The organism is Kitasatospora sp. NPDC091335 (assembly GCF_044757205.1).
Taxonomy (GTDB): domain Bacteria; phylum Actinomycetota; class Actinomycetes; order Streptomycetales; family Streptomycetaceae; genus Kitasatospora.
Window position 1 is genome coordinate 67,496 of the sequence record NZ_JBIVUM010000005.1, and the last position, 23,389, is coordinate 90,884.

The 23,389-nt window shown below is 74.8% G+C and carries 21 protein-coding genes; 9 read left to right on the top strand and 12 right to left on the bottom strand.

Translation table 11 applies throughout. The features are described 5' to 3' along the window. Positions 1-2: 2 nt before the first annotated feature. Complete coding sequence (locus ACIQOW_RS14100; protein WP_401083879.1) at positions 3-2,069, bottom strand: DHA2 family efflux MFS transporter permease subunit; 2,067 nt, start codon at positions 2,067-2,069, stop codon at positions 3-5. Between the two features lie 242 nt (positions 2,070-2,311). On the opposite strand from ACIQOW_RS14100, the gene ACIQOW_RS14105 reads away from it, so the two are divergent. Beyond that, a complete protein-coding gene (locus ACIQOW_RS14105; RefSeq protein ID WP_401083881.1) occupies positions 2,312-3,826 on the top strand; it encodes an MFS transporter in 1,515 nt (504 codons plus the stop codon). Between the two features lie 59 nt (positions 3,827-3,885). Here ACIQOW_RS14105 and ACIQOW_RS14110 read toward each other — a convergent pair whose 3' ends face one another. Both ACIQOW_RS14110 and ACIQOW_RS14115 read right to left on the bottom strand, forming a co-directional pair. Further along, on the bottom strand, positions 3,886-4,737 hold the full coding sequence (locus ACIQOW_RS14110; protein ID WP_401083883.1) for an ABC transporter permease subunit: 852 nt from the start codon (positions 4,735-4,737) through the stop codon (positions 3,886-3,888). Next, on the bottom strand, positions 4,734-5,666 hold the full coding sequence (locus ACIQOW_RS14115; protein ID WP_401083885.1) for an ATP-binding cassette domain-containing protein: 933 nt from the start codon (positions 5,664-5,666) through the stop codon (positions 4,734-4,736). Before ACIQOW_RS14115 ends, ACIQOW_RS14110 begins: the two co-directional genes overlap by 4 nt. A 158-nt stretch (positions 5,667-5,824) precedes the next feature. Between ACIQOW_RS14115 and ACIQOW_RS14120 the strand changes: the two genes are divergently transcribed. Next, a complete protein-coding gene (locus ACIQOW_RS14120; RefSeq protein WP_401083887.1) occupies positions 5,825-7,096 on the top strand; it encodes a sensor histidine kinase in 1,272 nt (423 codons plus the stop codon). A gap of 50 nt (positions 7,097-7,146) precedes the next feature. Next, on the top strand, positions 7,147-7,806 hold the full coding sequence (locus ACIQOW_RS14125; RefSeq protein ID WP_401084509.1) for a response regulator: 660 nt from the start codon (positions 7,147-7,149) through the stop codon (positions 7,804-7,806). Positions 7,807-7,866: 60 nt separating this feature from the next. Here the strand turns inward: ACIQOW_RS14125 and ACIQOW_RS14130 are convergent, their stop codons facing one another. The 5 genes from ACIQOW_RS14130 to ACIQOW_RS14150 form a co-directional block, all read right to left on the bottom strand. Further along, positions 7,867-8,706, bottom strand: a complete 840-nt coding sequence (locus tag ACIQOW_RS14130; RefSeq protein WP_401083889.1) for an SAM-dependent methyltransferase — start codon at positions 8,704-8,706, stop codon at positions 7,867-7,869. Positions 8,707-8,805: 99 nt separating this feature from the next. Further along, on the bottom strand, positions 8,806-9,558 hold the full coding sequence (locus ACIQOW_RS14135; RefSeq protein ID WP_401083891.1) for a hypothetical protein: 753 nt from the start codon (positions 9,556-9,558) through the stop codon (positions 8,806-8,808). A gap of 513 nt (positions 9,559-10,071) precedes the next feature. After that, the gene (locus ACIQOW_RS14140; protein ID WP_401083893.1) at positions 10,072-11,097 is read right to left on the bottom strand and encodes a DUF1648 domain-containing protein; all 1,026 of its coding nucleotides are present in this window, start codon (positions 11,095-11,097) and stop codon (positions 10,072-10,074) included. Continuing rightward, on the bottom strand, positions 11,094-11,441 hold the full coding sequence (locus ACIQOW_RS14145; protein ID WP_401083895.1) for a GntR family transcriptional regulator: 348 nt from the start codon (positions 11,439-11,441) through the stop codon (positions 11,094-11,096). The genes ACIQOW_RS14140 and ACIQOW_RS14145 overlap by 4 nt, the downstream gene beginning before the upstream one ends. A gap of 131 nt (positions 11,442-11,572) precedes the next feature. Next, a complete protein-coding gene (locus ACIQOW_RS14150) occupies positions 11,573-13,363 on the bottom strand; it encodes an oleate hydratase (protein ID WP_401083897.1) in 1,791 nt (596 codons plus the stop codon). Between the two features lie 274 nt (positions 13,364-13,637). Here ACIQOW_RS14150 and ACIQOW_RS14155 point away from each other — a divergent pair, with 274 nt between their 5' ends. From ACIQOW_RS14155 to ACIQOW_RS14165, 3 genes are all read left to right on the top strand, one after another. Continuing rightward, on the top strand, positions 13,638-14,195 hold the full coding sequence (locus ACIQOW_RS14155; protein WP_401083899.1) for a universal stress protein: 558 nt from the start codon (positions 13,638-13,640) through the stop codon (positions 14,193-14,195). Between the two features lie 321 nt (positions 14,196-14,516). Continuing rightward, a complete protein-coding gene (locus ACIQOW_RS14160; protein ID WP_401083901.1) occupies positions 14,517-15,437 on the top strand; it encodes a Clp protease N-terminal domain-containing protein in 921 nt (306 codons plus the stop codon). A gap of 47 nt (positions 15,438-15,484) precedes the next feature. Next, positions 15,485-16,162, top strand: coding sequence for a GPP34 family phosphoprotein (locus ACIQOW_RS14165; RefSeq protein ID WP_401083903.1), 678 nt, complete (start codon positions 15,485-15,487; stop codon positions 16,160-16,162). A 78-nt stretch (positions 16,163-16,240) separates the two neighbouring features. On the opposite strand, the gene ACIQOW_RS14170 is transcribed toward ACIQOW_RS14165, so the two are convergent. Further along, complete coding sequence (locus tag ACIQOW_RS14170; protein ID WP_401083904.1) at positions 16,241-16,657, bottom strand: DUF3592 domain-containing protein; 417 nt, start codon at positions 16,655-16,657, stop codon at positions 16,241-16,243. Between the two features lie 167 nt (positions 16,658-16,824). On the opposite strand from ACIQOW_RS14170, the gene ACIQOW_RS14175 reads away from it, so the two are divergent. After that, entirely contained in the window at positions 16,825-17,799 is a 975-nt protein-coding gene (locus tag ACIQOW_RS14175; protein WP_401083906.1) for a right-handed parallel beta-helix repeat-containing protein, read from the top strand. A gap of 5 nt (positions 17,800-17,804) precedes the next feature. On the opposite strand, the gene ACIQOW_RS14180 is transcribed toward ACIQOW_RS14175, so the two are convergent. From ACIQOW_RS14180 to ACIQOW_RS14190, 3 genes are all read right to left on the bottom strand, one after another. Further along, entirely contained in the window at positions 17,805-19,079 is a 1,275-nt protein-coding gene (locus tag ACIQOW_RS14180; protein WP_401083908.1) for an NAD(P)/FAD-dependent oxidoreductase, read from the bottom strand. 117 nt (positions 19,080-19,196) lie between these two features. Beyond that, positions 19,197-19,628: a nuclear transport factor 2 family protein gene (locus ACIQOW_RS14185; protein WP_401083910.1), complete on the bottom strand. Its 432-nt coding sequence runs from the start codon at positions 19,626-19,628 to the stop codon at positions 19,197-19,199. Positions 19,629-19,635: 7 nt separating this feature from the next. After that, complete coding sequence (locus tag ACIQOW_RS14190) at positions 19,636-20,439, bottom strand: MBL fold metallo-hydrolase (protein WP_401083912.1); 804 nt, start codon at positions 20,437-20,439, stop codon at positions 19,636-19,638. Positions 20,440-21,118: 679 nt separating this feature from the next. On the opposite strand from ACIQOW_RS14190, the gene ACIQOW_RS14195 reads away from it, so the two are divergent. Together ACIQOW_RS14195 and ACIQOW_RS14200 are read left to right on the top strand one after the other, a co-directional pair. Further along, positions 21,119-21,976, top strand: a complete 858-nt coding sequence (locus tag ACIQOW_RS14195; RefSeq protein ID WP_401083914.1) for a PhzF family phenazine biosynthesis protein — start codon at positions 21,119-21,121, stop codon at positions 21,974-21,976. Between the two features lie 185 nt (positions 21,977-22,161). Further along, positions 22,162-23,385 (top strand): aminoglycoside phosphotransferase family protein, encoded by a 1,224-nt coding sequence (locus ACIQOW_RS14200; protein ID WP_401083916.1) that lies wholly within the window; start codon positions 22,162-22,164, stop codon positions 23,383-23,385. Positions 23,386-23,389: the final 4 nt, after the last annotated feature.

The following is a 23,389-nucleotide window of genomic DNA, read 5'->3' on the forward strand; positions in this document are numbered from 1 at the left end:
GGTCAGGCCCTGGCGGCGTCCTTGGGGCGGGCGTGGGCGGGGAGGCCGTTGGTGAGGTCCTCGACCAGGAGGCGCCAGGCGATGGCGTCGGCCGCGGCGCGGAGCCCGGGGCTGCGGGGGCGGCCGGCGTCGGCGTCGAGGCGGGCGTTGAGCCAGTCGGACCAGGCGCGGCCGAGGGAGCGGATCTCCTGGGTGCCGGCCTCGGTGGGGGAGAGCCGGTCGCCCTCACGGAGCAGGTAGCCCTCGGCGGACATCCGGTCGAAGACCGGCTCCAGGACCTCGGGCGGCACCCGCTTGCGGGCGGCGATGAGGTCGAGCGAGGCGTGGCCGACGGCCTTGGTGTGGCCGGTCACCTCCATCAGCGCCCAGGCTCCGGCCAGGTCCACCCGGGTGCCGGCGTCGGAGACGATCGTCCGGACGGTGTCGAGGTCCACCCCGCGGACGATCCTGCAGACCGAGTACTCCAGGTGCGGGTCGGAGTCGGGGGTGGTCGGCTGGGCGAAGCCCTCGCCCATGTCGGTGGAGCCCGCCCTGGCGGTGTCGCGCAGCTGCACCTGCTTGAGGAAGAGCGCCACCAGGAAGCCGACCACGGCCACCGGGATGGTCCACAGGTACACCGTGTGCAGGGCGTCGGAGTAGGCCTGGACGATCGGCGCGGCCTGGTCGGCCGGCAGCTGGTGCAGGCCCTGGGGGCTCTCGGCGGCGCGGCCGAGCACGGCGGGGTCGGCGCCGGTGAGCCGGGCGGCGGCGTCGACGCCCCGGCCGAGTTCGGTGTTCAGGCTGTTGGCGTAGATGGTGCCGAACACCGCGGTCCCGAAGGAGCTGCCGATGGTGCGGAAGAAGGTCACCCCGGAGGTGGCGGTGCCGAGGTCGGCGTAGTCGACGGTGTTCTGCACGGCGATGGTGAGCACCTGCATGCTCAGCCCGATGCCGACGCCGAGCACGAACATGTAGCAGGACGCCAGGAAGGTGCCGGTGCCGGGTTCCAGCCGGGAGAGCAGGTAGAGGCCGACGGCCATCACCGCGGTGCCGACGATCGGGAACAGCCGGTACTGCCCGGTCTTGCTGACCGCGTTGCCGCTGCCGACCGAGGCGATCAGCAGACCGATCACCATCGGCAGCGTCCGGACGCCGGAGACGGTCGCCGAGTCGCCGTCCACGTACTGGAGGAAGGTCGGCAGGAAGGTCAGCGCGCCGAGCATGGCGAAACCGACGATGAAGCTGAGCACCGAGCAGACCGTGAACACCGGGTTGCGGAACAGCCGCATCGGCAGCATCGGTTCGGCCGCCCTGGTCTCCACCCAGCAGAACAGGCCGAGCGCCAGCGCGCCGCCGACGAACAGGCCGATGATCACCCCGGAGCCCCAGGCGTACTGGTTTCCGCCCCAACTCGTCGCCAGGATCAGCGCGCCGGCGCCGGCCGCGACCAGCACGATGCCCAGGTAGTCGACGACCGGGCGGACCGCCGAGCGGACCGAGGGGATGGTCCTGGCGGCCGCGGCCACCACCACGACCGCGATCGGCACGTTGACGTAGAACGCCCAGCGCCAGGACAGGTGGTCGGTGAACAGCCCGCCCAGCAGCGGCCCGATCACCGTGGCCACGCCGAACACCGCGCCGATCGCGCCCTGGTACTTGCCGCGCTCGCGCAGCGGGATGACGTCCGCGATCAGCGCCATCGAGGTGACCATCAGGCCGCCCGCGCCGATGCCCTGCACGGCCCGCCAGGCGATCAGCAGCGTCATGTCGGTCGCCAGGCCGCACAGGAACGATCCGCCGACGAAGACGATCGCCGAGACCTGGAACAGCAGCTTGCGGCCGTACAGGTCGCCGAACTTGCCGGCCAGCACGGTGGCCACCGTCTCGGCCAGCAGGTAGGACGTCACCACCCAGGACATGTGGGCGGCCCCGCCCAGGTCCGCGACGATGGTGGGCAGCGCGGTGCCGACGATGGTCTGGTCCAGGGCGGCCAGCAGCATGCCGAGCACGATGGTGCCGAAGACGACGTTCCGCTGCCGGACGTCCAGCACCGGTGGGGCGGACGGCGGGGTCTCGGTGGCGACGGTCATGCCGTCAGCCTCCGGGGTACCGGCGCCGGTCGCGATCCGGTTCGGCCGTTCGGGTGATGCGGCCGGTGGCGGCCCGGGGGAGCGGCCCGGCTGCGTGATCCGGGGGCGGCCCTGGGCAGGTGACGCGGCGTGACGACCCGGGGTGGCGGCCCCGGGAGGGCCGGGCGAGGATGGGCCGAGCGAAGTCGACCGACGGCCGCCCGTCGGCCCGGACGCCCCCGGACCCCCGGGAAGGGGCTCCCATGACCGCCGACCCCCCGCGCAGTTCCCCGCAGCCGACGCAGCCGACGCAGCCAGGCGCCACCGCCGTCGGCGGCCGGGCCGCCGCCCGCCGCTGGCGGGCGCTCGCGGTCTGCCTGGTCGCCGGGTTCATGACCCTGCTGGACGTCAGCATCGTCAACGTCGCGCTGCCGACCGTACGGGACGAGCTGCACATGTCCGACAGCGGCCTCCAGTGGGTGCTCAGCGGCTACGCGCTGGCCTTCGGCCTGGTGCTGGTGCCCTCCGGGCGGCTCGGCGACGCGCGCAGCCGGCGGGCCGTCTTCCTCGCCGGGCTCGCGCTGTTCACCGTGGCGAGCGCGCTCGCCGGCGCGGCGCAGAACCAGGAGTGGCTGGTGCTGGCGCGGCTGTTCCAGGGCGCCGCGGGCGGGGTGCTGGTGCCGCAGGTGTCCGGCTTCATCCAGGTGCTGTTCCAGGGCGCCGACCGCGGCCGGGCCTTCGGCGCGCTCGGCTCGACCATCGGGCTGTCCACCGCCGTCGGGCCGCTGCTCGGCGGCCTGCTGATCCATGTCGTCGGCCCGGAGAACGGATGGCGCTGGGTGTTCCTGGTCAACCTGCCGATCGGCGTCGCCGCGCTGCCGATCGCCTACCGGCTGCTGCCGGCGCCGCCGCCCGCCGCCGAGCGGGCCGGGCACCGGGACTTCGACCCGGTCGGGGTGCTGCTGCTCGGCGCCGGGACGGTCGCGCTGCTCCTGCCGTTCGTCCAGGCGCAGCAGTGGCACGGTGCGACCCGCTGGCTGCTGGTGCCGCTCGCGGCGGTGCTGCTCACCGCCTTCGTCGGCTGGGAGCTGCACTACGGGCGACGGCGCGAACCACTGGTCAGCATGGCGCTGTTCGCGGTGCGCTCGTACGCGGCGGGGACCCTGCTGTCGCTGGTGTACTTCGCCGGGTTCACCGCGATCTTCTTCATCTTCACGCTCTACCTCCAGGCGGGCCTGCACTACTCGGCGCTGACGGCGGGCCTGGCGATCACCCCGTTCGCGGTCGGCTCGGGCGTGGCCGCGGCGGTGGGCGGGCGCCTGGTGAGCCGGCTGGGGCGGCGGCTGGTGGTGGCCGGACTGGTGCTGGTGCTGGCCGGCCTGCTGGCCTCGGCGCTCGCGGTGCAGCTGTGGTCAGGGCCGCACGTGGGCTGGACGACGGCGCTGCCGCTGCTGGTCGCCGGGATCGGCAGCGGGCTGGTGATCGCCCCGAACCAGACGCTGACCCTCCAGCAGGTGCCGGTGGCCAGGGCGGGCAGCGCGGGCGGGGTGTTGCAGACCGCGCAGCGGGTCGGCTCGGCGGTGGGCATCGCCGTCGTCGGCTCGGTGTTCTTCGCCCACGCCGCCGGGCCCCGCCCGGACTGGGCGCTCGCCTTCCGGCTCGGGGTGACGGTCGCGGCCGGCCTGGTGCTGGCCGCGCTGCTGGTGGCGGTCACCGACATGTCCTCCGGCCGGGGCAGCTTCCGGGCCCGCGGGCCCCGGGTGGGGGACGGGCCCTGACCCGGGGCCGGCCCGGATGCCCGGGCCGGACCGGTGGCGGCCGGTGGTCCTGGTGGCCGTCAGTGGTCCCGGCGCCGGATCGCGAGTGCCGCGACGGCCACCGAGGCCAGCGACCAGGCCGCGAAGGTGATCCAGGAGCCCGCGACGGTGGCCGGGTACTCGGACGGGCGCTGGCCCACCAGGGTGGTCCTGGCCAGCCGCTGCCAGGCGGGCAGCGGCAGGGCGTGCAGCAGGTCGGCGCTCCACCGGTAGCGCTCGGTGACCAGCGAGGGGACGAAGAACAGCACCACGACGGTGCCGACCACGGCGCCGGCGCCGTGCCGGATCAGGGTGCCCAGGCCCAGCCCGACCAGTGCGCAGACCGGGCCGAACAGCACCGCCGCCGCGACGTACCGCAGGGCGGCCGGGTCGGTGAGGGACTGTCCGATGCCGGCGTCGGAGAGGATCGCCTGGGTCAGGCCGAAGGAGACGCCCACGGTGAGCACCCCGTAGCCGAACAGCACGGCCGCCGACACGCAGGCCTTGGCGACGATCACCGCCCGGCGGTCGGGCACCGCGGCCAGCGTGGTGCGGATCAGCCCGGTCGCGTACTCGCCCGCGATGACGATCGCGCCGATGCCGCCCGCGACCAGCATCAGGATGTCGCCGGCGGCGAGGTTGAACGCGTCGTTCAGCGCCACCTGCGCCATGACCGCGGGGTCGCCCTCGCCCGGGGTGTAGTGGTCGCGGGTGTACAGCGCGGACTTGAGGCCGGCGGCGACGATCGCCAGGGCGCTGAGGCCGAGCACCCAGCGGACCGAGCGCAGCGACCAGAACGAGATCCACTCGGCGGCCAGCAGGTCGGCGAAGCGGGCGCGGGGCTCGGGGCGGGCGCGGGGCCCGGCGTGGTGGTCGACGGTCGTGGTGCTCAACGGGGCCCTCCGGCGGGGTACTCGACGCTGTCGGCGGTCAGTTCCATGAACGCCTCCTCCAGGGAGGCGCTCGTGGCGGTCAGGGCGTGCAGCAACAGGCGCTGCTCCAGGGCGAGTTCACCGATCCTGGTGGCGTCCAGGCCGGTCACCGCGAGGGCGCCGTCCCGGCCGGTCCCGACGGTGGCGCCCGCCGCCGTCAGCACGGCCGCCAGCCGGTCGGGTTCGGCGGCCCGGACGGTGACGGTGGCCAGCGAGGCCCGGCCGGCCCGGGCCGAGAACTCGGTCAGGCTCTCGTCGGCGATCAGCCGGCCGCGCCCGACCACCACCAGGTGGTCGGCGGTGTGCTCCATCTCGGCCATCATGTGGCTGGAGACGAACACCGTGCGCCCCTCGTCCGCGAGCCGCCGGAACAGTCCGCGCAGCCAGCGCACGCCCTCCGGGTCCAGCCCGTTCAGCGGCTCGTCGAACAGCAGCACCGGCGGGTCGCCGAGCAGCGCGCCCGCGATGCCCAGCCGCTGCCGCATGCCCAGCGAGTAGCCCCTGACGCGGCGCTCGGCCGCCTCGGCGATCCCGGCCTCCGCCAGCACCTCGTCCACCCGCCCGAGCGGGATGCGGTTGCCGCGGGCCAGCACCGTCAGGTGTGCCCGGCCGGTGCGCCCGCCGTGCACGTCGCCCGCGTCCAGCAGGGCGCCGACGTGCCGCAGACCGCGCGGCCGGTCGCGGAAGGAACGGCCCTCGACGGTGACGGCACCGGCGGTGGGGTCGCCCAGGCCGAGGACCAGCCGCAGGGTGGTGGACTTGCCCGCGCCGTTGGGGCCCAGGAAGCCGGTGACCCGGCCGGGGTGGACGGTGAAGGTGAGGCGGTCGACGGCGGTGCGGGCGCGCCGTCCACGGCCGTACCGCTTGGTCAGCTCGGTGACTTCGATCATGGGCTCCACGGTGCCTGGGGGAGCCGGCGGCCCGCATCGGACCGGCGTCGACACTCCCGGGGCGGAGGTCACCCGGGGCCGTACGACCGTGGATGTCACCAGGCCGTACAACCACGGCTGGATGACGGCGTTCCGGGCCGCCGTTACGATCATGGACCATGCCCTCGTCCCCCGCTCAACCGCTGGTCCGGCGCGTCCCGCCCGAGGTCTGGGTCGGCCTCGCCTGGTGCGTGGCCGCCGGCTACCCCGCCGTCCGGATGGGCGGTGACGCCGCCCAGCACCCCGGCGCCGCCGCGCACGGCGGCCTGGCCTTCACCCTGGCCGACACCGTGGTGGCCTTCGCGGGCGCGGCGCTGGTGCGTCGGCTGCCGGTGCTCTCGGTCGCCCTGCTGCTGGTCGCCGCGTTCACCGAGACCGACGGCTGGTCCGCCCGGGCCCAGGTGGCGCCGGGCGCGCTGCTCGCCGTGGACACCGCGCTCTGCCTGATCACCGCCACCCGGCCGCGCCGCAGCTCCAGGGCCGTGTTCGCCCTGGTCATGGTCGTCCTGGTGCTGCACATCGGCATGGTGAGCGGCACCACGGTGGGCATCTTCACCGGCACCCACATCGGCTCGGCCGACGGCGGCGCGCTGCTCGCGCTGGTCGCCTGGCTGGTCGGCCGCTCGGTGCGGCAGAACCGGGAGCACGCCGAGGCGCTCGGCGCCCGGGCGGCCGAGGAGGCGGTCGCGGCCGAACGGCTGCGGATCGCCCGGGAGATGCACGACACCGTGGCGCACAGCCTCGGCATCGTCGCCCTCCAGGCCGGCGCGGCCCGCCGGGTGATCGACCGTCGGCCGGAGCGGGCCAAGGAGGCGCTCGGCGAGATCGAGACCGCCGGCCGGGACACCCTGGCCGCGCTGCGCCGGATGCTGGTCGCGTTGCGCCGGGCCGACGGCGAGGCCTCGGAGGTGGCGCCGCAGGGCCTCGCCGACATCGACCGGCTGGCCGGGGCGACCACCGCCGCGGGGGTGCGGGTGGAGGTCCGGCGGCACGGGGAGCCGGGGCCGCTGCCGCCGGAGGTCGATCTCGCGGCCTTCCGGGTCGTCCAGGAGTCGGTGGCCAACGTGGTGCGGCACGCGGGCGTCGGCGCCTGCGTGGTCGCGCTGGACCACCGGACGACGGGGGAGCTGTCCGTCGAGGTCACCAACGAGGGCCGGGGCCGGGCGCGTGCTGCCGGGCCACGTGGTGCCGTGTCACGTACTGTCGGGCACGTCGGCGCCGGGCCGGGTGCCGGCTTCGGACTGGTCGGGCTGCGGGAGCGGGTCGCCCTGCTGCGCGGCGAGTTCGAGGCCGGGCCGCTGCCCGGGGGCGGGTTCCGGGTCGCGGCCCGGCTGCCGGTGCCCGAAGCCGCCTCGGTGGCGGCCCCGTCGGGCGAGGGGGCAGGCGCGTGATCCGGGTGGTGCTGGCCGACGACCAGCCGCTGGTGCGCGCCGCGCTGGAGATGGTCATCGCCGAGACGGCGGACGTCGAGGTGGTCGGCGAGGCGGGCACCGGGGCCGAGGCCGTCCGGCTGGCCGCCGAACTGCGGCCGGACGTCGTGGTGATGGACATCAGGATGCCCGGCATGGACGGCATCGAGGCCACCCGGCAGGTGACCGCCGAGGGCGGCCCGACCAGGGTGGTGGTGCTGACCACCTTCGACGAGGACGAGCACGTGTACGCGGCGCTGCACGCCGGGGCGTCCGGCTTCCTGGTCAAGGACATGGCGCTGGACGACATCCTCGGCGCGGTGCGGGTGGTGGCCGCCGGGGACGCGCTGATCGCACCGAGCGTCACCCGGCGGCTGATCGGGGCCATCGTGGGCGGTCGCCACCCTCGGTCCGCGCCCGCTCCCGGTGCCCCGGCGGCAGGCCCCGGTTCACCGGCCGGCCTGACCGCGGCCGCCGAGCGGCGGCTGGCGGCGATCACCGCCCGCGAGCGGGAGATCCTCACCCTGGTCGGCCGGGGGCTGTCCAACACCGAGATCGCGGCCGAGCTGGTGCTCAGCATCGCGACCGTCAAGACCTACATGACCCGGCTGCTGGCCAAGCTGGACGCCAGGGACCGGGTACAGCTGGTGATCCTGGCGTACGAGGCGGGCCTGGTCTCCGTGTCCGGCTGACCGGAGGGGCGGAGGACCATGCCCGCCTCCAGAAAACGAGAGGCAGAAACGATTCTGCGCTCAGCGCTTGATCGCCACACCCGCGTACATCGCGATGTCCCGGTCGCGGACGGGCGCCGCGTCCGCGTCCGGCTGCCAGCGGTGCACCAGGGTGACACCCGGGTCGAGCAGCTCGAAGCCCTCGAAGAAGGCCTCCGTCTCGGCCTTGTCGCGGATCTGCAACGGGATGCCGCGCGCGTTGTACTCGCGGCCGACACCGCCCACGCCCACCGGGTCGGTGTCGCCGGTGAAGACCGTCAGGGCGAGGAAGCTGCCGGGTGCCAGGGCGTCCATGAAGCGGCGCACGATGCCCTGCGGGTCGTCCTCGTCCAGCACGAAGTGGACGATCGCGATCAGCGACAGCGCCACCGGCTGGGAGAGGTCTAGCACCTCGCGCAGCCGGGGGTTGTCGATGATCGACTCCGGGTCGCGGAAGTCGGCGTTGACGTAACAGGTGCGGCCCTGCGCGCTGCTGTCCATCAGGGCGCGCGCGTGGGTCAGCACGATCGGGTCGTTGTCCACGTACGCGACCCGGGCCTCGGGAGCGATCGACTGGGCGATCTCGTGCACGTTCGGCGAGGTGGGGATGCCGGTGCCGACGTCCAGGAACTGCCGCACGCCGTACTCCTCGGCGAGCCGGCGCACCGAGCGCTGCATGAATTCGCGGGTGGTGCGCATCGAGATCGGCAGCGACGGCCAGGCCTGCACCGAGGCGTGCGCCGCGACCCGGTCCGCCTCGAAGTTGGTCTTGCCGCCGATGAGGTAGTCGTAGACCCGGGCGGAGTGCGGAACGTCCATCCGCAGGTCCACCGACGGGTAATCCTCCTGCGGACCGTGCTCTGCCCGGACCTCGTTCGCCATGCTCGCCCTCCCGTTGCTGGGGTTCCGTCACCGGCCGCCGCGGTGGCGGCCCATGGTGCGCATGGTAACGGTCGGCCGGTGAGGGAGGGTGACGGGGCCTCAGGCCTGGGCCTCCGGGCGGATCGGTGCCGACAGTGCGGGCCCGGCCTGACGCGGGAGGGCCGCCGCCGGGTCGGAGCCGCCCCGGCCGTGCGCCGCGAGTTCGAGTGCGGCGCCGATCCAGGCCAGGCCGAAGGCCCAGGTGGCCAGCCACTCGCACAGGTACAGCGGCCGCACCGGCCAGCCCGAGCCGACGCCCGTCACCCCGGCCAGGACGGAGAGCGCCAGGGCGGCCAGGATCACCACCCCGGCCACCAGGTAGGCCGCGCCCACCCGGGCCGGCTGGGTGGAGCGCGGGTTGCGGAAGGAGTAGAGGCAGAACATCGCCAGCATGACGAACAGCAGGGCCGCGAAGGCCAGGTGGAACATCCCGACGGTGCGCTCAAGGCCCGAGCTGCCGGCCTGCGACGTCGGGCACAGCGCGACCCCGAGCGCGAACACCCCGGCCGCCGTGCTCCAGCGGTCGTCCCTGCGGTCGAAGCGGTAGCAGATCAGGAAGACCCCGAGCGCGCACAGCCCGCCGACGAAGAGGTTCCGGGTGTCGGTGTAGTACGAGGCGCTCATCGAGCCCGGCCAGAAGTCGTCGGTGCCGCGCCCCGTCACCTCGGCGGCCAGCCAGTTGCCGAACGGCAGGGCCGGGGGCAGCAGGATGCCTGTCAGGCCGACGCCGAGGCGCAGCATCGCGATGGTCCGAACGTCCTGGATGCTCCGCCGGACACCGGCGGGATTCTGCGCGAGAGAGTCGTGCGTCACGGACGCCTCCTTGCCTTCCGCGCGGGCACCGGGGCCCGCGGATCCTCCGGTCGCGGGGGGACGGCGTGGGGCGGTGCGGACGGGCACCGCCGCACAACTGAGCGACCGTCATTTGTGTACCCGCATCGGCGTTCGACGCACCACCGATTTGAGTGGTTTACGCCCGAGGTGGCCGCCCGGAGAACCCGGGGTGGCCATCTGCTACGGCTGTGCGCACCCCCTCGGTTCAACTCCCCGGCGGGAGTCCGGATCAGCGGCTCCCAATAGGCCGACACCTTCTGCCCGAAGCCGAATTGATCCACGCCATTCCCTTCCGATCACTGATCGGATCTGACGGCATCGTCCGCTGTCCTGCCTCGGGGTGGTGCTGGAGACGCTGGTCGCCGGCCGGCGGCAGATCGCCACCGAACTGCGCGCGGGGGAGGGGGAGCCGTGAGGACGGGCGGAGCGGGTAACGGCGAGGCGGCCCGGTCATGGTGACCGGACCGCCTGGTACCCCGTCGCGCGGACCGCTCAGCCGGTGGGCTGCCGGGTGCGCGCGATCAGCGCGTTGAGCAGTGCCGCGCCGCGCTCGGCGTCGTCGACGCTGACCGCGAAGTCCGTGCCCCGGCGGGTGCGGACCACCAGGCAGACGCCCCCGCGCAGCATCACGGTGGTGCCGAGCCCGTTGACCCGGTAACCCCAGCCGCCCGCCTGCGCGGCGGTGCGCCGCTCGGCGCGGGCGGAGTCCAGCTCGGCGGGGGACCAGTGGCGGGCGGGCCGGCCGAACGGGCCGAAGCCGACGGTCAGGCCGCGGGCGGTCACCCGCGCCCGCACCGAGGAGCAGGCGAGCGAGGCGAGGGAGACGACGGCGCACGGCACCACCAGCGGCCAGCCAGGACCGGCGACCCCGCTCGCGGCGGCCACCACTCCCGCCGCCGCGGCCAGTCCGGACACCGCCGCGACCAGTTGCAGCCACGGATTGGCGGCCCGGGACAGCCAGACGAACCGCTCGCCCGGCGGCACCTCCAGCGCCGGTTCCCCGGCTGCCGGGAGCGGCTCGGGCCGGGCGCCGTAGCGGCGGCAGGCCAGCCAGGTCAGCAGTCCGGCGAGGCCGGTGGCCAGCAGCACCAGGGCCACCTCGATGCCCATCGGCGCGACGTCCTGCCAGCGGGCGCGGTCCAGGTTGGCGTGCACGATGGAGGTCTGCGCCCCCGTCAGCAGCACCCCGCCGGTCGCCAGCGTGACCGCCGCTGCCCCGGGCGTCCGGCCGGCCCCGTACCGTCGCAGGGCCACCGAGACCAGCACCAGGACGGCCCAGAACGCGGCAGGGAACAGCGTGGCCGCCGTCACCGACATCGAGCCGTCCGGCTCCCGCCCGCCCCAGTGGGTGGCCAGCGGGTCCGGCAGCCGGTGGCGTGCCGTCAGCGGCAGTGCGATCAGCAGCGCCAGTACGCCGGCCGACCAGACCGCCGCGGCCCAGAGGGCGCCGGGGCGTGCCGGCCCGTGTGCCGGCGGCTGTGCCGTGGCGCCCTTCGAAATCGTCCCCTCGTCCGTCACGAGATCCCCCTGATCATGTCCACGAGATCGTTCCTGCTGTAGCCGGCCCTGGCCGCGTCCGCGACCAACGTCCGTACCCGGTCCACCAGTTCGGAGCGAGTGTCGGCGCCGGCCGCGATCGTGATGCCGCGGCCCCGGCGGAACTCCAGTACGCCCTCGTCGCGCAGCGTGCGCAGCCCGCGCAGGACGGTGTTGGTGTTCACCCCCAGCGCCAGGGAGAGCTCCCTGGCCGGGGGCAGCTTGTCCCCGGGGGCGCACTCGCCCTCGGCGACGGCCCGTCTGATCGCGCCCGCGACCTGTTCGTGCAACGGTCGGGTGTCTCCGACATCCAGCTTCAGCAACATGGTGCTACTGACGATAGCACCATGCGTGTTTATGTGCGACGGTCCGGGGAGGGACGCGGCGGACCGGAAGGGGACGGGCGCGGCGAGGGAGGGGACGGACCCCGCGGGCCCGCCCCCTCCCTCGCCGACCGCTACTTCCGCTCGTCCTCGATCAGGCCGAACTCCTGCATCAGCTCCCCGATCTCGGTGGCCTCCAGTCGGCGCAGCAGTCGCTTGCGCAGGAACTCGGGCCCCGGCAGGTCGAGTTCGGCGCCGTCCCGGAGCCGGGTGGTCGCCGCGAGCAGCTTGCGCACGTCGTAGGTGGAGTTGAACACCTCGGGCACGCCGCGCTCGACCCCGAGCAGCCGGTAGACGGCCTCCATGCCGGTGCGCACCGAGTACTCGGTGGTGAAGACGCAGTCCCGGGTGGTCTCCGCGAACTGGCCGATGAAGGCGAAGTTGACGGCGCCCTCGGGCACCACGTCCGGCCGGTCGCCCGCGTGCCTGGGCAGGAAGAAGGACGTCACGTACGGCATCATCACCGGCACGCAACGGGCGGCCCGCGCGGCCAGTTCGGGAATCTCCCCGACCGGCACGCCCAGGTGGTACAGCCATTCCCGGGTGATCTCCTCGCCGGTGCACTCCTGCATCGGCTTCTTCACGAAGTCGCCGGGGCGGTCGACGAACAAGGAGTAGACCCAGACGACGACCTGGTCGGCGGGCTGCTGCTTGAAGTGCGGCTGGCGGTTGACCGTCCAGCTCAGCAGCCAGGAGGAGTCCCGGGCGGTGACGATGCCGCCGGTCACGACGCCGCCGCCGAACGGGTCGCGCCTGGCCACCTTCCGGATGTGGTGCGGGATGCGGGCGTCCAGCGTGGTGACCGTCGCCGACTCCCACTTGCTCTCGGCGATGTTGCCGCAGAACACCTCGGGGCGGCCGAACGCCGGGTCCTTGGCGGCGATTCGGCGCCACAGGTCCCAGGCGGGGGCCGGACCCTCGTCCAGCCGGGCCGGGGTGTGCTGGTCGCCGTCGTCGGAGTTCTCGGTCAGCGAGCCGATGGTGGTGAACACCAGGTCGTCCGGGCCGAGGTCCACACCGCCCTCCCGGCCGGCCTCCCGCCAGTGGATCCGGGTGGCCTGCTTGCGAACGGGGGAGCCGTCGGCGGCCGGCGAGAGGTCGAAGTCGATGTCGGTGACCTCGACCTCGTAGCGGAACCGCACGCCCTGGCCCATCAGCCAGCGGGTCAGCGGCAGGACCATGGACTCGTACTGGTTGTACTTGGTGAACTTCAGCGCGGACAGGTCCGGCAGCCCGCCGATGTGGTGGATGAAGCGGTGCAGGTAGAGCTTCATCTCCAGCGCGCCGTGCCACTCCTCGAAGGCGAACATGGTGCGCCAGTACAGCCAGAAGTTGCTGTCCAGGAAGTTCCGCGAGAAGACCTCGTCGATCCGCTTGCCCTCCAGTTCCTCGCGGGTGGCGAGGAAGACGCGGACCAGGTCCTTCTGCGCCCTGTCGTCGAGCGCGAACCGGCCGTCCGTACGGGCGTCCTGGCCGCGGCGCTCGGTGACCCGCTGGAGCGAGAAGTTCGGGTCGTCCTTGTTGAGCCAGTAGAACTCGTCCAGGACGGACGCGCCCTCGACCTCCAGCGAGGGCACCGAGCGGAAGAGGTCCCACAGGCACTCCATGTGGTCCTCCAGCTCGCGTCCGCCGCGGACCACGAAGCCCTTCTCGGGCACCTCGATCCCGTCCAGCGCGCCGCCGGCCAGCTTCAGCCGCTCCAGGACGGTGACCCGCTCGCCGGGCACCTGTCCGTCCCTGACCAGGAACGCCGCCCCGGCCAGCGCCGCGAGCCCCGACCCCACGAACCACGCCCGCTTGCGTTCGGCCCCCTCCGGCTTCCTCGGTCGGGCGAACGCCTCGTAGTTGCCGCTGCTGTAGTACAAGCCCGTGCTCCCTAGAAAGTTCGACATCGAACCGCCCGTCGGGCATGCCGCTCCCGGCGGGCCGTCTCCATCCACCCATCCGGTGATGATCTTCGCCCGCTGAATCGGCCGAACGGGTGAGGTGCGGGTGGCGCGGGTGCTGGGCGGGCCGCGTATGGAGGGCGTTGGGAACCCGGCCCGGAGCGTCAGGAAGCCGTCAAGGAGGGCAGGTCAGACCCGGTGGCGGCGGTTGGGTGGAGCACGACGGAGAACGCGGACCACACGAGGACGGATCATGCAGGGCAACGGGAGTCCGAAGACCGGGCCCAGGGTGGTGGTCGGGGTCAGCGGGTCGCTGGCGAGCCTGGCCGCACTGCACCGGGGCGTCGCCGAGGCCCGCGACCGCGGTGCCCTCCTGGTGCCGGTGCTCGCCTGGGAGCCGCCCGGCGGCGAACACGGCTACCGGCGCTCGCCCTGCCCGCCGCTGCTCGCGGCCGTCAGGGAGGCCGCCGAACAGCGCCTGCGCGACGCCCTCGACGCGGCATTCGGCGGCACCGACCCCGGTGTGCCGCTGCGCCCGGTGGTGATCCGCGGCGACACCGGCCCGGCCCTGCTCCACGTCGCCGACCGGCCGGACGACCTGCTGGTGCTCGGCCACGCCGGCGGCCCGCTGCGCCGCGGGCTGCGGCGCGCGGTGCCCGGCTACTGCGCCCGGCGGGCGGGCTGCCCGGTCCTCACCGTCCCGGTGCCCGAGCTGCTGCGCGACCTGCGCAGGATGGAGACGGCCCACCGCCGCACCCGCCGGCACCTGTCGGCCGGACCGGCACCCGAACTCCTCGCGGTGGAGCGGTAGTCCGCGACGCGCAGGCGCCGCCCGGGGACGCGGGTGGAACGTCGCAGGGCGAGCAGAGCGGGCACCGGTGGGTGATCGTCCACGCGCCGTCCGCCCGGACCGAGAGGCCCGGCCATCGGGCCGCCGAAGTCGGCCGCCCGGTCACCGGGTGGGACGTGCCGGAGGTGCCGAGCACCTGGGTGCTCCGACAGGGAGCGGGGCCCGCGCACGGCGTCCGGCTCAGGGTGCCGTATTGACGCGTTCTTGTCGTGCGGATGATTCTCAAGAATGGGGAAAGCGGGCATACAGTTCGAGTAAAGCAACAGTCGTGGGAGGGGCCCGATGGAGACGACCATGCTGGAGCCGGACTGGCACGCGCTCGGCGGGCCGGGTGGCGGGCTGCGGGGGACGGAACACCTCCTGCTCGCCGTGGCCCGGGAGGCAGGCCCCGCCGGTGCGGCCCTCGCCGACGCCGGGGCGGGCGCGGACACCCTGCGCGCCCTGCTCGGGGAGCGCGACGGCCGCTGGACCGCGGAGGACGGGCACGCCGCCGCCGTGCCGGCCCGGGAGGTGCTCGGCGCCGCCGGCGAGGGCGGCCCGCTGCTGAGCGCGTCCGCCGCCCGGGCGCTCACCGCCGCGACGGAGCGGGCCCGCCGGGACGGCGAACCGGCCTGCACCGCCGCCCACCTGCTGCGCGCCCTGCTCGCCGAGGAGGACACCCGCGCCGCCGAACTGCTGCGCGCTGCCGGCGTCGCGCCGCAGGCGGTGCTGGACCGGCTGGACAGGCCGGATGAGCCGGACGGCCCGGGCGCCCTCGACCCGCTGCTGCTCCCCACCCGGGAGGCGCTGCTCGCCCGCCGCGCCCACCCGGCCCCGCGCTGGAAGCGCCTGCTGCGGTCGGGGCCCGGCGGCCCGGCGGCCTGGATCCGACTGGAGGCCGACGCCCAGGCCGAACGCCTCGGCCGCCGCACGCCCGGCACCGAGCACGTCCTGCTCGCCCTGCTGGCCGTTCACGAAGTGGCCCTCAGGGAGCCGCGGTCGGCGGAGGAGAGCGGCGTCGGAGAGCTGCTCGCCGGGCTCGGCCTCGGCTACGCCAGGGCGCGCGCCGCGCTCGACTCCGGCGAGGTCACGCTGGCCGCGGACCCGCGCGCGGTGGACGCCTACCTGGCGGACGTCGCAGGTCAGGGCACCGAACAGCTGCTCCGGACGTTGCTGGAGGAGGACACCAGGGCCCGACGGCTGGTCGAAGCCCTGCGCGCCTGAACGCCGCGGCAGCGAGATCCGCGGGCACCGAACGGAAGGGACACCCGATGCACGTCACCCTCGCCGAGGAGCTGATGCTGCTCTCGCTGGACGACGAGTCCGGCGTGGCGAAGGACGCCGCCACCGCAGCCTGGGCCGTCACCGGAGGCATCCTGGCCGAGCTGGTGCTGGCCGAACGGGTCGCGCTCGACGACGGACGGCTCACCGTCACCGACCGGACCCCGACCGGCGAGCCGCTGCTGGACGGCCGGCTGGCCCGGCTCGACGCATGGGTCGCCGGACGCCGTGCGGGCCGGGCCAAGGCGGCCGACTGGCTGACCAAGGACCGGTCCACGGCGGTCGCCGACGCCGTCGGCCGGCTGTGCGAGCGCGGTCTGGTGGTCGAGGAGCGCCGCCGCGCGCTGGGCATCTTCCCCGTCCGCCGCTACCCGGAGGCGGACGGCAGCGTGGAGCGCGAACTGCGCGAGCGGCTGGCCGCGACCGTGCTGCACGGCGTCGAACCGGACGTGCGCACCGCCACCCTGGTGGCCGTGCTGCACGGAACCAGGCTGCACCGGCTGGCCTTCCCGGAGCTGCCCCGCAGGAAGGTCGAGCCGCGTTTCGCCGAGATCGCCGCCGGCGACGGGGCGGCCGAGTCCGTCCGCCAGGCGATGCGGACCATGCAGCTCACCATGGCCGCCGTCATCGCGGCGACGTCGGCCGCGACCACCGCCGCCTCCGCCTGAGCACGCCGGGCGGGCCGCTCGCCGACGCGTGCGGCCCGTCCGGCCCGTCCGGCCCGTCCGGCCGGGGCGCTCGGAGCGTCAGAGCACCGTGGCGCCGAGGGTGATCGCGCCGAGCACCACCAGCACCCCGAGCGCGAGGAACCCGTACTCCAGCGCTGCCCGCTCCCGGCCGTCCACCAGCACCTGCCGAGGGTCCGCCGGGTCGTAGCGGACCGGCACGAAGCCGCCGTCCGGCAGCGGGTGGCGGGTGGTGGACGGGACGGGGGAGAAGACCTCGACCACCCGGCCGTCCTCGGTCTCGAACTGGAGCAGGGGCCGCGGCGGCAGCGCGATGTCCTCCGGGGCCAGGGCGCGGGAGCGCACCAGTGCCCGCACCGGGACGCCGACCCGGCGCAGCCGCCGCAGTTCGCGCAGCCCGACCGCCCCGGCGAGGTAGGCGACCACGCCGCCCAGGGCACCGAACACCACCACGGCGAACCCGGCCGTACCGCCCATCGCCGCCTCCCTGTCCGCGACTCCCCCCAGGGCTCCAGTATCACGCGGACGAGGCGCTCTTGACGCCCCGGAACGGTCCAGTCCACTCTGGACGGCGGCATGTTCCTGTCACCGTCGGCCTCCCGCCACCCCGGCGCCGGCCCCGACCACCGCAAGGAGCACCGTCCGTGACCAAGCGCCCCGCCGTCCTCGCCGCGCTCACCACCCTCGCCGCCCTCACCCTCGGCTCCGCCGCCCCGGCCGCCGGCGCCGCCGCCCCGCCCGTGGTCAAGGTCGGTACCGCCAAGCAGCTCCAGGCCGCGCTCGCCGCCGCCGTGCCCGGCCAGACCATCCAGCTCGCCGACGGCACCTACTCCGGCAACTTCAAGGCCACCACCCCCGGCACCGCCACCGCCAGGATCACCCTCACCGGCTCCGCGAACGCCGTCCTCACCACTCCCACCGGCGGCGGCTACGGCCTCCACCTCAACGGCGCGGGCTACTGGACCGTCCAGGGCCTCACCGTCACCGGCGCCCAGAAGGGCATCATGGCCGACGCCGCCGAATACGTGCTGCTCGACGGCGTGACGGTCCACCACACCACCATGGAGGGCGTGCACTTCCGCAACTCCAGCGCCCACGGCACGCTGCGCGACTCGCGCGTCCACGACACCGGCCTCAGCCGGGACGGCATGGGCGAGGGCGTCTACGTCGGCACCGCCAACACCCTCTCCGACCGCAGCGACTTCGTGCGGATCACCGGCAACACCTTCGGCCCGAACATCGGCGGCGAGAACGTGGACCTCAAGGAGGGCACCACCGGCGGCCTGGTCTCCGGCAACACCTTCGACGGCGACGGCCTCACCGGCCGCAACCACGACGACTCCTGGATCGACGTGAAGGGCAACGGCTACGTCGTCGAGAACAACACCGGCAGGCGCACCACCGACGACGGCTACCAGACCCACGGCGTCCAGCCGGGCTGGGGCTGCGGCACCGTCTTCCGGGGCAACCGCTCCGACCTCACCGGCGCCACCGGGCCCGACCGGTACGCGATCGACGTGACCAACCACGACCCGGCGACGTGCCCGGTGACGATCGGCGCGGGCAACACCGTCACCGGGGGCCGGGGCCTGGTGAACCCCGGCGTCCCGGTGGGCTGAGGCCGCTACAGCGCGTCGAGCGGCACGTCCGGGTCGGCCAGCGCCTTGGTGTCCACCACCCGCCCCGAGCGCACCAGTTCGCGGATCGGGTCGGTGACGTCCCAGACGTTGACGTTCATCCCGGCGAGCACCCGGCCGCCGGACAGCCAGAACGCGATGAACTCGCGGGTGGCCGGGTCGCCGCGGAACACCACCTGGTCGTAGCCGTCCGGTTCGACGTAGCCGACGTACTCCATGCCGAGGTCGTACTGGTCCGTGAAGAAATAGGGAACCCGGTCGTACACCGCGTCCGGCTGCCCGAGCAGCGCGCGGGCGGCGGTCTGCGGCTGGTTGAGCGCGTTGGCCCAGTGCTCGACCCTGACGTGCTTGCCGAACAGCGGGTGGTAGGCGTTGGCGACGTCGCCGGCCGCGTAGACGTCCGGGTCCGAGGTGCGCAGGTGCCGGTCGGTCTTGATGCCGTTGTCGACGTCGAGACCGGCCGCCTCGGCGAGGCCGGTGGCGGGGGAGATGCCGATGCCGACCACCACCGCGTCGGCGGCCACCGTCGTGCCGTCGGCGAGCTCCACCCCGTTCACCGTGCCGCCCTCGCCGGTCAGCGCGGCCACCCTGGCGCCGAAGCGCAGGTCCACGCCGTGCTCCCGGTGCAGGTCGGCGAAGACCTGGGCGACCTCCCGGCCGAGCACCCGCAGCAACGGCAGCTCCAGCGCCTCCAGCACCGTCACCTCGGCGCCGGCCTCGCGGGCCGCGGCCGCCACCTCCAGGCCGATCCAGCCCGCGCCGATCACGGCGATCCGGGCGCCCGGCCGCAGCGCGGCCCTGATCGCGTCGCTGTCCTCGACCCGGCGCAGGTAGAGCACCCCGTCCTGGTCCGCGCCCGGCACCGGCAGCCGGCGCGGCACCGAGCCGGTGGTCAGCAGCAGCTTGGCGTACTCCACCCGGCCGTCGTCCGCGAGCGTCACGGCGTGCCCGGCCGGGTCGATCGCGGCGACCGCCGTGCCCAGCCGCAGCGTGACGTCGTGCTCGGCGTACCACTGCGGCGGGTGGACGTAGATCTTCTCCCGGGGCGTCTTGCCCTGGAGGTAGCCCTTGGACAGCGGCGGCCGTTCGTACGGGCGCTCGTGCTCTTCACCGATCAGGACGATGCCGCCCCGGTACCCGGCCTCGCGCAGCGCCTCGGCGGCCTTGGCGCCGCCCAGGGACGCCCCGACGATGACGACCGGGCGCTCCCGCCCGCCGCTCGTGCCGCCCGCTCCGGTCGTCCCGGTGTCCGTGCCCGCCATGCTCGACTCCTCGCTCTCCGACCGTGATCGGGGCCAGCCTGCCTCCGTTCGGGTGGCCTGTCGAGAGCGCACCTGGCGCGCCGTGCCGCGCTCGCCCGTACGAGTGAACCCGAGGCCTCAGGCGGTCATCGCCTCCCTGACCAGCGCGGTGTCGGTGAACTGCTCGAAGCGCACGATCCGGCCGCCCCGCACGGTGAAGCGGTGGGCGACCCGGACCGCGAGCGGCTTCCCGGTGGCCCGGTGGACGGCCGTGTAGCGGCCCAGCACCACCACGGTCTCGCCGTCCACCACGTAGGTGTCGTCGTGCGCCGTCCAGTTGTCCCACTCGGCGGCCAGCCGCTCCATCACGTTGGCGGTGACGCCCTTCGGGGTCCGGTAGGTGCCGGCCAGCGGGAAGCCAGCCATCTCGGTCCACTCGACGTCCTCGGCCAGCGTGGCGCGCAGCGCGGCCAGGTCGCCCCTGGCGGAGGCCAGGTACTGGCGCCGCACCACGTCGGCGGGGACGGTCGACTCGGCGAACTCGGCGACGTCCCTGGGGATCTCGATCACCGCCCGCTCACCCCCAGGCCATCTCGCCCAGGGCGACCTTGGTGCCGATGTCCACCGCGATCCGCAGTCCCAGCTTCGGGAACCGCCGCTCCAGCGCCTCCCTGGCGGCGGCCGCGTCGCCGGCCCGGCCGATCTCCGTCTCGAAGGCCCGCAGGTAGGCGCGGGTGTGGTCGACGGCGTTCAGGTCGGTGGGCGCGCCGGCGATCCGGTGGCCGGCCGCCACCCAGGTCGGGTGGAGCGCCTCGATGCCGTCCAGCAGGTCGATCCAGGCGGCCCGTTGGGCGGAGGTGGGGGTGTCGGCGGTCCACACGTGCAGGCCCTCGAAGAGCAGCACCCCGCCCAGTACGGCGCGGTGGTGCTGCTGCCAGAGGTAGTGGCGGTCCGGCAGGTGGAAGTCGGCGCCGCGCAGCTCGAAGCGGTGGCCCTCGAAGACCAGCTCGTCCCCGTGCAGCACCTCGGGCCGCACCAGCCGGGTGGGCAGCTCCGGGCCCAGGTGCGCCCAGGCGCCCAGCTTGGCCTCGTACGTCTCCTGGATGTGCTCGACGGTCGAGGCGGTGGCCAGGAAGCGGGCCTGCGGGAAGGCGTCCTGTACCTCCTGGGCGCCGAAGTAGAAGTCCGGGTCGCCGTGGCTGACGAAGACGGTGGTCAGCCGCTTGCCGCTCGCCCGGACCCGTTCGACCAGACGGCGGCCGTCCGAGCGGGTGAATCCGGCGTCCACCAGCAGCGCGTCGTGCGGCCCCGTGACCAGCACGGAGGTCTTGTTGAGCGAGCTGTCGGGGCTGTCGACGATCTCGAAGTCGAGTGCACTCACGTTTGAGTCCTTCCTCCGGTCGGGCACGCCTCGCCGCCAGGATCGGCTCTGGGCGCGCCATCCGCATCCGGAAGGGCCGGGGCCTGCCCGGCGGATCTCCGCCGGGGCCGCGACACCGGGGCGCGCCCCACCCCCGGGTCCAGGGCGAGAGGTCGCTGCTGGTGGCCACCGCGAGGGTCCGGCCGGTCGGCGAGAAGCCGGCCGCGCGGAAGGTGGACCGGCCGGAGTCGAGGACCAGCCACCAGCTCTCCCCGTGCTCGCCCTGCCACGGCCCCCGGCCGCCGGCGAGCAGCACCCGGTGGTGCGGCCACTCCGGGGCGACCACCTCGATGCGCCAGCCGCCCTCGGCGCCGGTGTGCAGTCCGCCGCCCCACAGCCCGGCCACCGGGATGCGCACGTCCGTGACCTGGCCGAGGCCGGGGCAGGAGAGGTCGCCGCCGTCCGGGTGCTCGGCGGGGTCGTGGTCACGGGCCGGCTTGAAGCCGGTCACGGCGTCGAACAGGCCGTGCCCGCCGTGCGAGACGGTCAGCACCAGGTCGTGCCCGCTCTCCGGGTGGACGGCGAAGCCGATGCCGAGCAGCCCGTCGACGGACTGAAGGCCCCGGCCGCCCGGGAACCCGGGAGCCCGGGAGCTCGGGGACGCGGGAACAGCGGCCGCCCGGAACACGTTCGTCCGGTCATGACCGACGACAGCACCCCCGAGATCCTCCGCTACGCCGCCTTCGCCACCCGCCCCGAGGGCGGCAACCCGGCCGGCGTGGTGCTCGACGCCACCGGGCTGAGCGACGAGCGGATGCTCGCCATCGCCGCCGAGGTCGGGTACTCCGAGACCGCCTTCCTGACCGCGGGACCGGCCGAAGGGGCCTACCGCGTACGGTACTTCAGCCCGCTCGCCGAGGTGCCGTTCTGCGGGCACGCCACGGTCGGCGCCGCCGTCGCCGTGGCCGAGCACACCCGGCCGGGGCGGTACGTCTTCGCGACCGCGGCCGGGGACGTCCCGGTCGAGGTCGAGCGCGGCGCCGACGGGCTGCTGCGTGCCACCCTCACCAGCGTGGAGCCGAAGGTCGAGGAGGTGCCGGCGGCCGACGTCGAGGAGGCGCTCGCGCTGCTCGGCTGGTCCGCCGCCGACCTCGACCCGGCGCTGCCGCCCCGGATCGCCTACGCGGGCGCCCGCCACCTGGTGCTGCCGGTCGCCACCCGCGGGCGGCTGGCCAGGCTCGACTACGACTTCGACGGCCTCGCCGCCCACATGCGCGCCCGCGACCTGACCACCCTCCAACTCGCCTGGCGGGAGGCCCCCGAGGTCTTCCACGTCCGCGACCCGTTCCCGGTCGGCGGCGTGGTCGAGGACCCGGCCACCGGCGCCGCCGCGGCCGCCTTCGGCGCCTACCTGCGCGACCTCGGCGCGGTGGCGGCCCCGGCGGTGCTGACGCTGCACCAGGGCGAGGACCTGGGCCGTCCGGGCGTCCTGCGGGTCGAACTGCGGGCGGAGGACACCCGGGTGCGCGTCTCGGGCACGGCGGTGGCGATCGGCTGACGTGGGGCGCGGGCCTCAGGGCGGGGGCGGCAGCAGGACCTGCTCGCCCTCGCCCCGGGGCCGGGCACCTCGGCGCCCCCGTGCCCGGTCGACGGTCACCGCACCGGACGCGGTCGGAAAAGCGTTGGCATGTGCCCGCCCCGGTGGGTGAAGCTGCTCGGATGCAGCGAGCGAGCAGTCGGACCGTGACGGTCGATCTCACCTTCGGCGACGAGTACTTCGGGCTGCTGGGCCCCTACGAGGTGGAGGTCGGCTGGTGGTCCTCCGTGGACGGGGTGGTCGCGCGGGCGGCGGAGGCGGCCGGGGTGCCGGTGCTGGTGACGCGGCTGGTCGACGGGCACAGCGAGGAGCCCGGCCACGGCGGGTGGGTGCGCTACCACGCGGAGGCGCTGCGCCGGCCGGCCGCGCTCGGCTCCCGCCCCCTGGACGGTGACACGGCCGCGCTGCTCGGCCCCGCCGAGCGCCGCGCCGCCTGGGCCACGCCGCGAGGCCTGGGCGAGGCGCTGGCCTGGGCGGAGGCCGAACTCGCGGCCGCCGGGCGCCCGTTGGCCGGGCCCGCGCGGCAGATCCGCACCTGGAACCTCTCCGGTCTCCTCCGCCTCCCCACCGCCACCGGCGCCGACGCCTGGCTGAAGACCACGACGCCCACGTTCAACGCCCTTGAGGGTGAGGTCATCGCGCTGCTCGGCGGCGTCGACCGCGGGCTCGTCCCGACCGTCCTCGCCGCCGACCCCGCCGGTGGGCGGCTGCTGCTCGACCACGTCCCCGGCGAGGACTGCTGGAGCCCGTCCGCCGGCACCGTCGCCGACGTCGTCCCCCGCCTGGTCGCCGCCCAGGCGGCGCTCGCCGACCGCCGGGGCGACCTGGCCGCCCTGCGCGACCGCACCCCCCGCACCCTGGCGGCCCAGCTGACGACCCTGCTGGACCGGCGTGCCGCGGAGACCGGCCTGACGCCCGGGGAACTGGACCGCTTGGGCGCCTTCGCGGCCGGCCTGTCCGGGCTGCTGGAGCGGCTCGCCGCCTGCGGCCTGCCCGAGACGCTGCTGCACGGCGACTTCCACCCCGGCAACTGGCGCTCCGACGGCGCGAACGCGGTGGTCGTCGACTACGCCGACTCCTGCCTCGGCCACCCCGCCCTGGACGGGCTGCGCCCGCGCGCCTACCTCGCCCCGGAGGCCTGGCAGCACCATGCCCGGGTCTGGACGGAGGCCTGGCGACGGCACGCCCCCGGCTGCGACCCGCGGCGCGCGCTCGAACTCGCCGAGCCGCTGTACCACCTGTCCTACGCCCTGCGCTACCAGGAGTTCCTGGACCACATCGAGCCGAGCGAACGCCCCTACCACGAGGGCGATCCGGCCGCCGAGCTGCGCGCCGTGCTGGCCTGCGGCCCGAGTGACCGGCGGGCGTAGACTG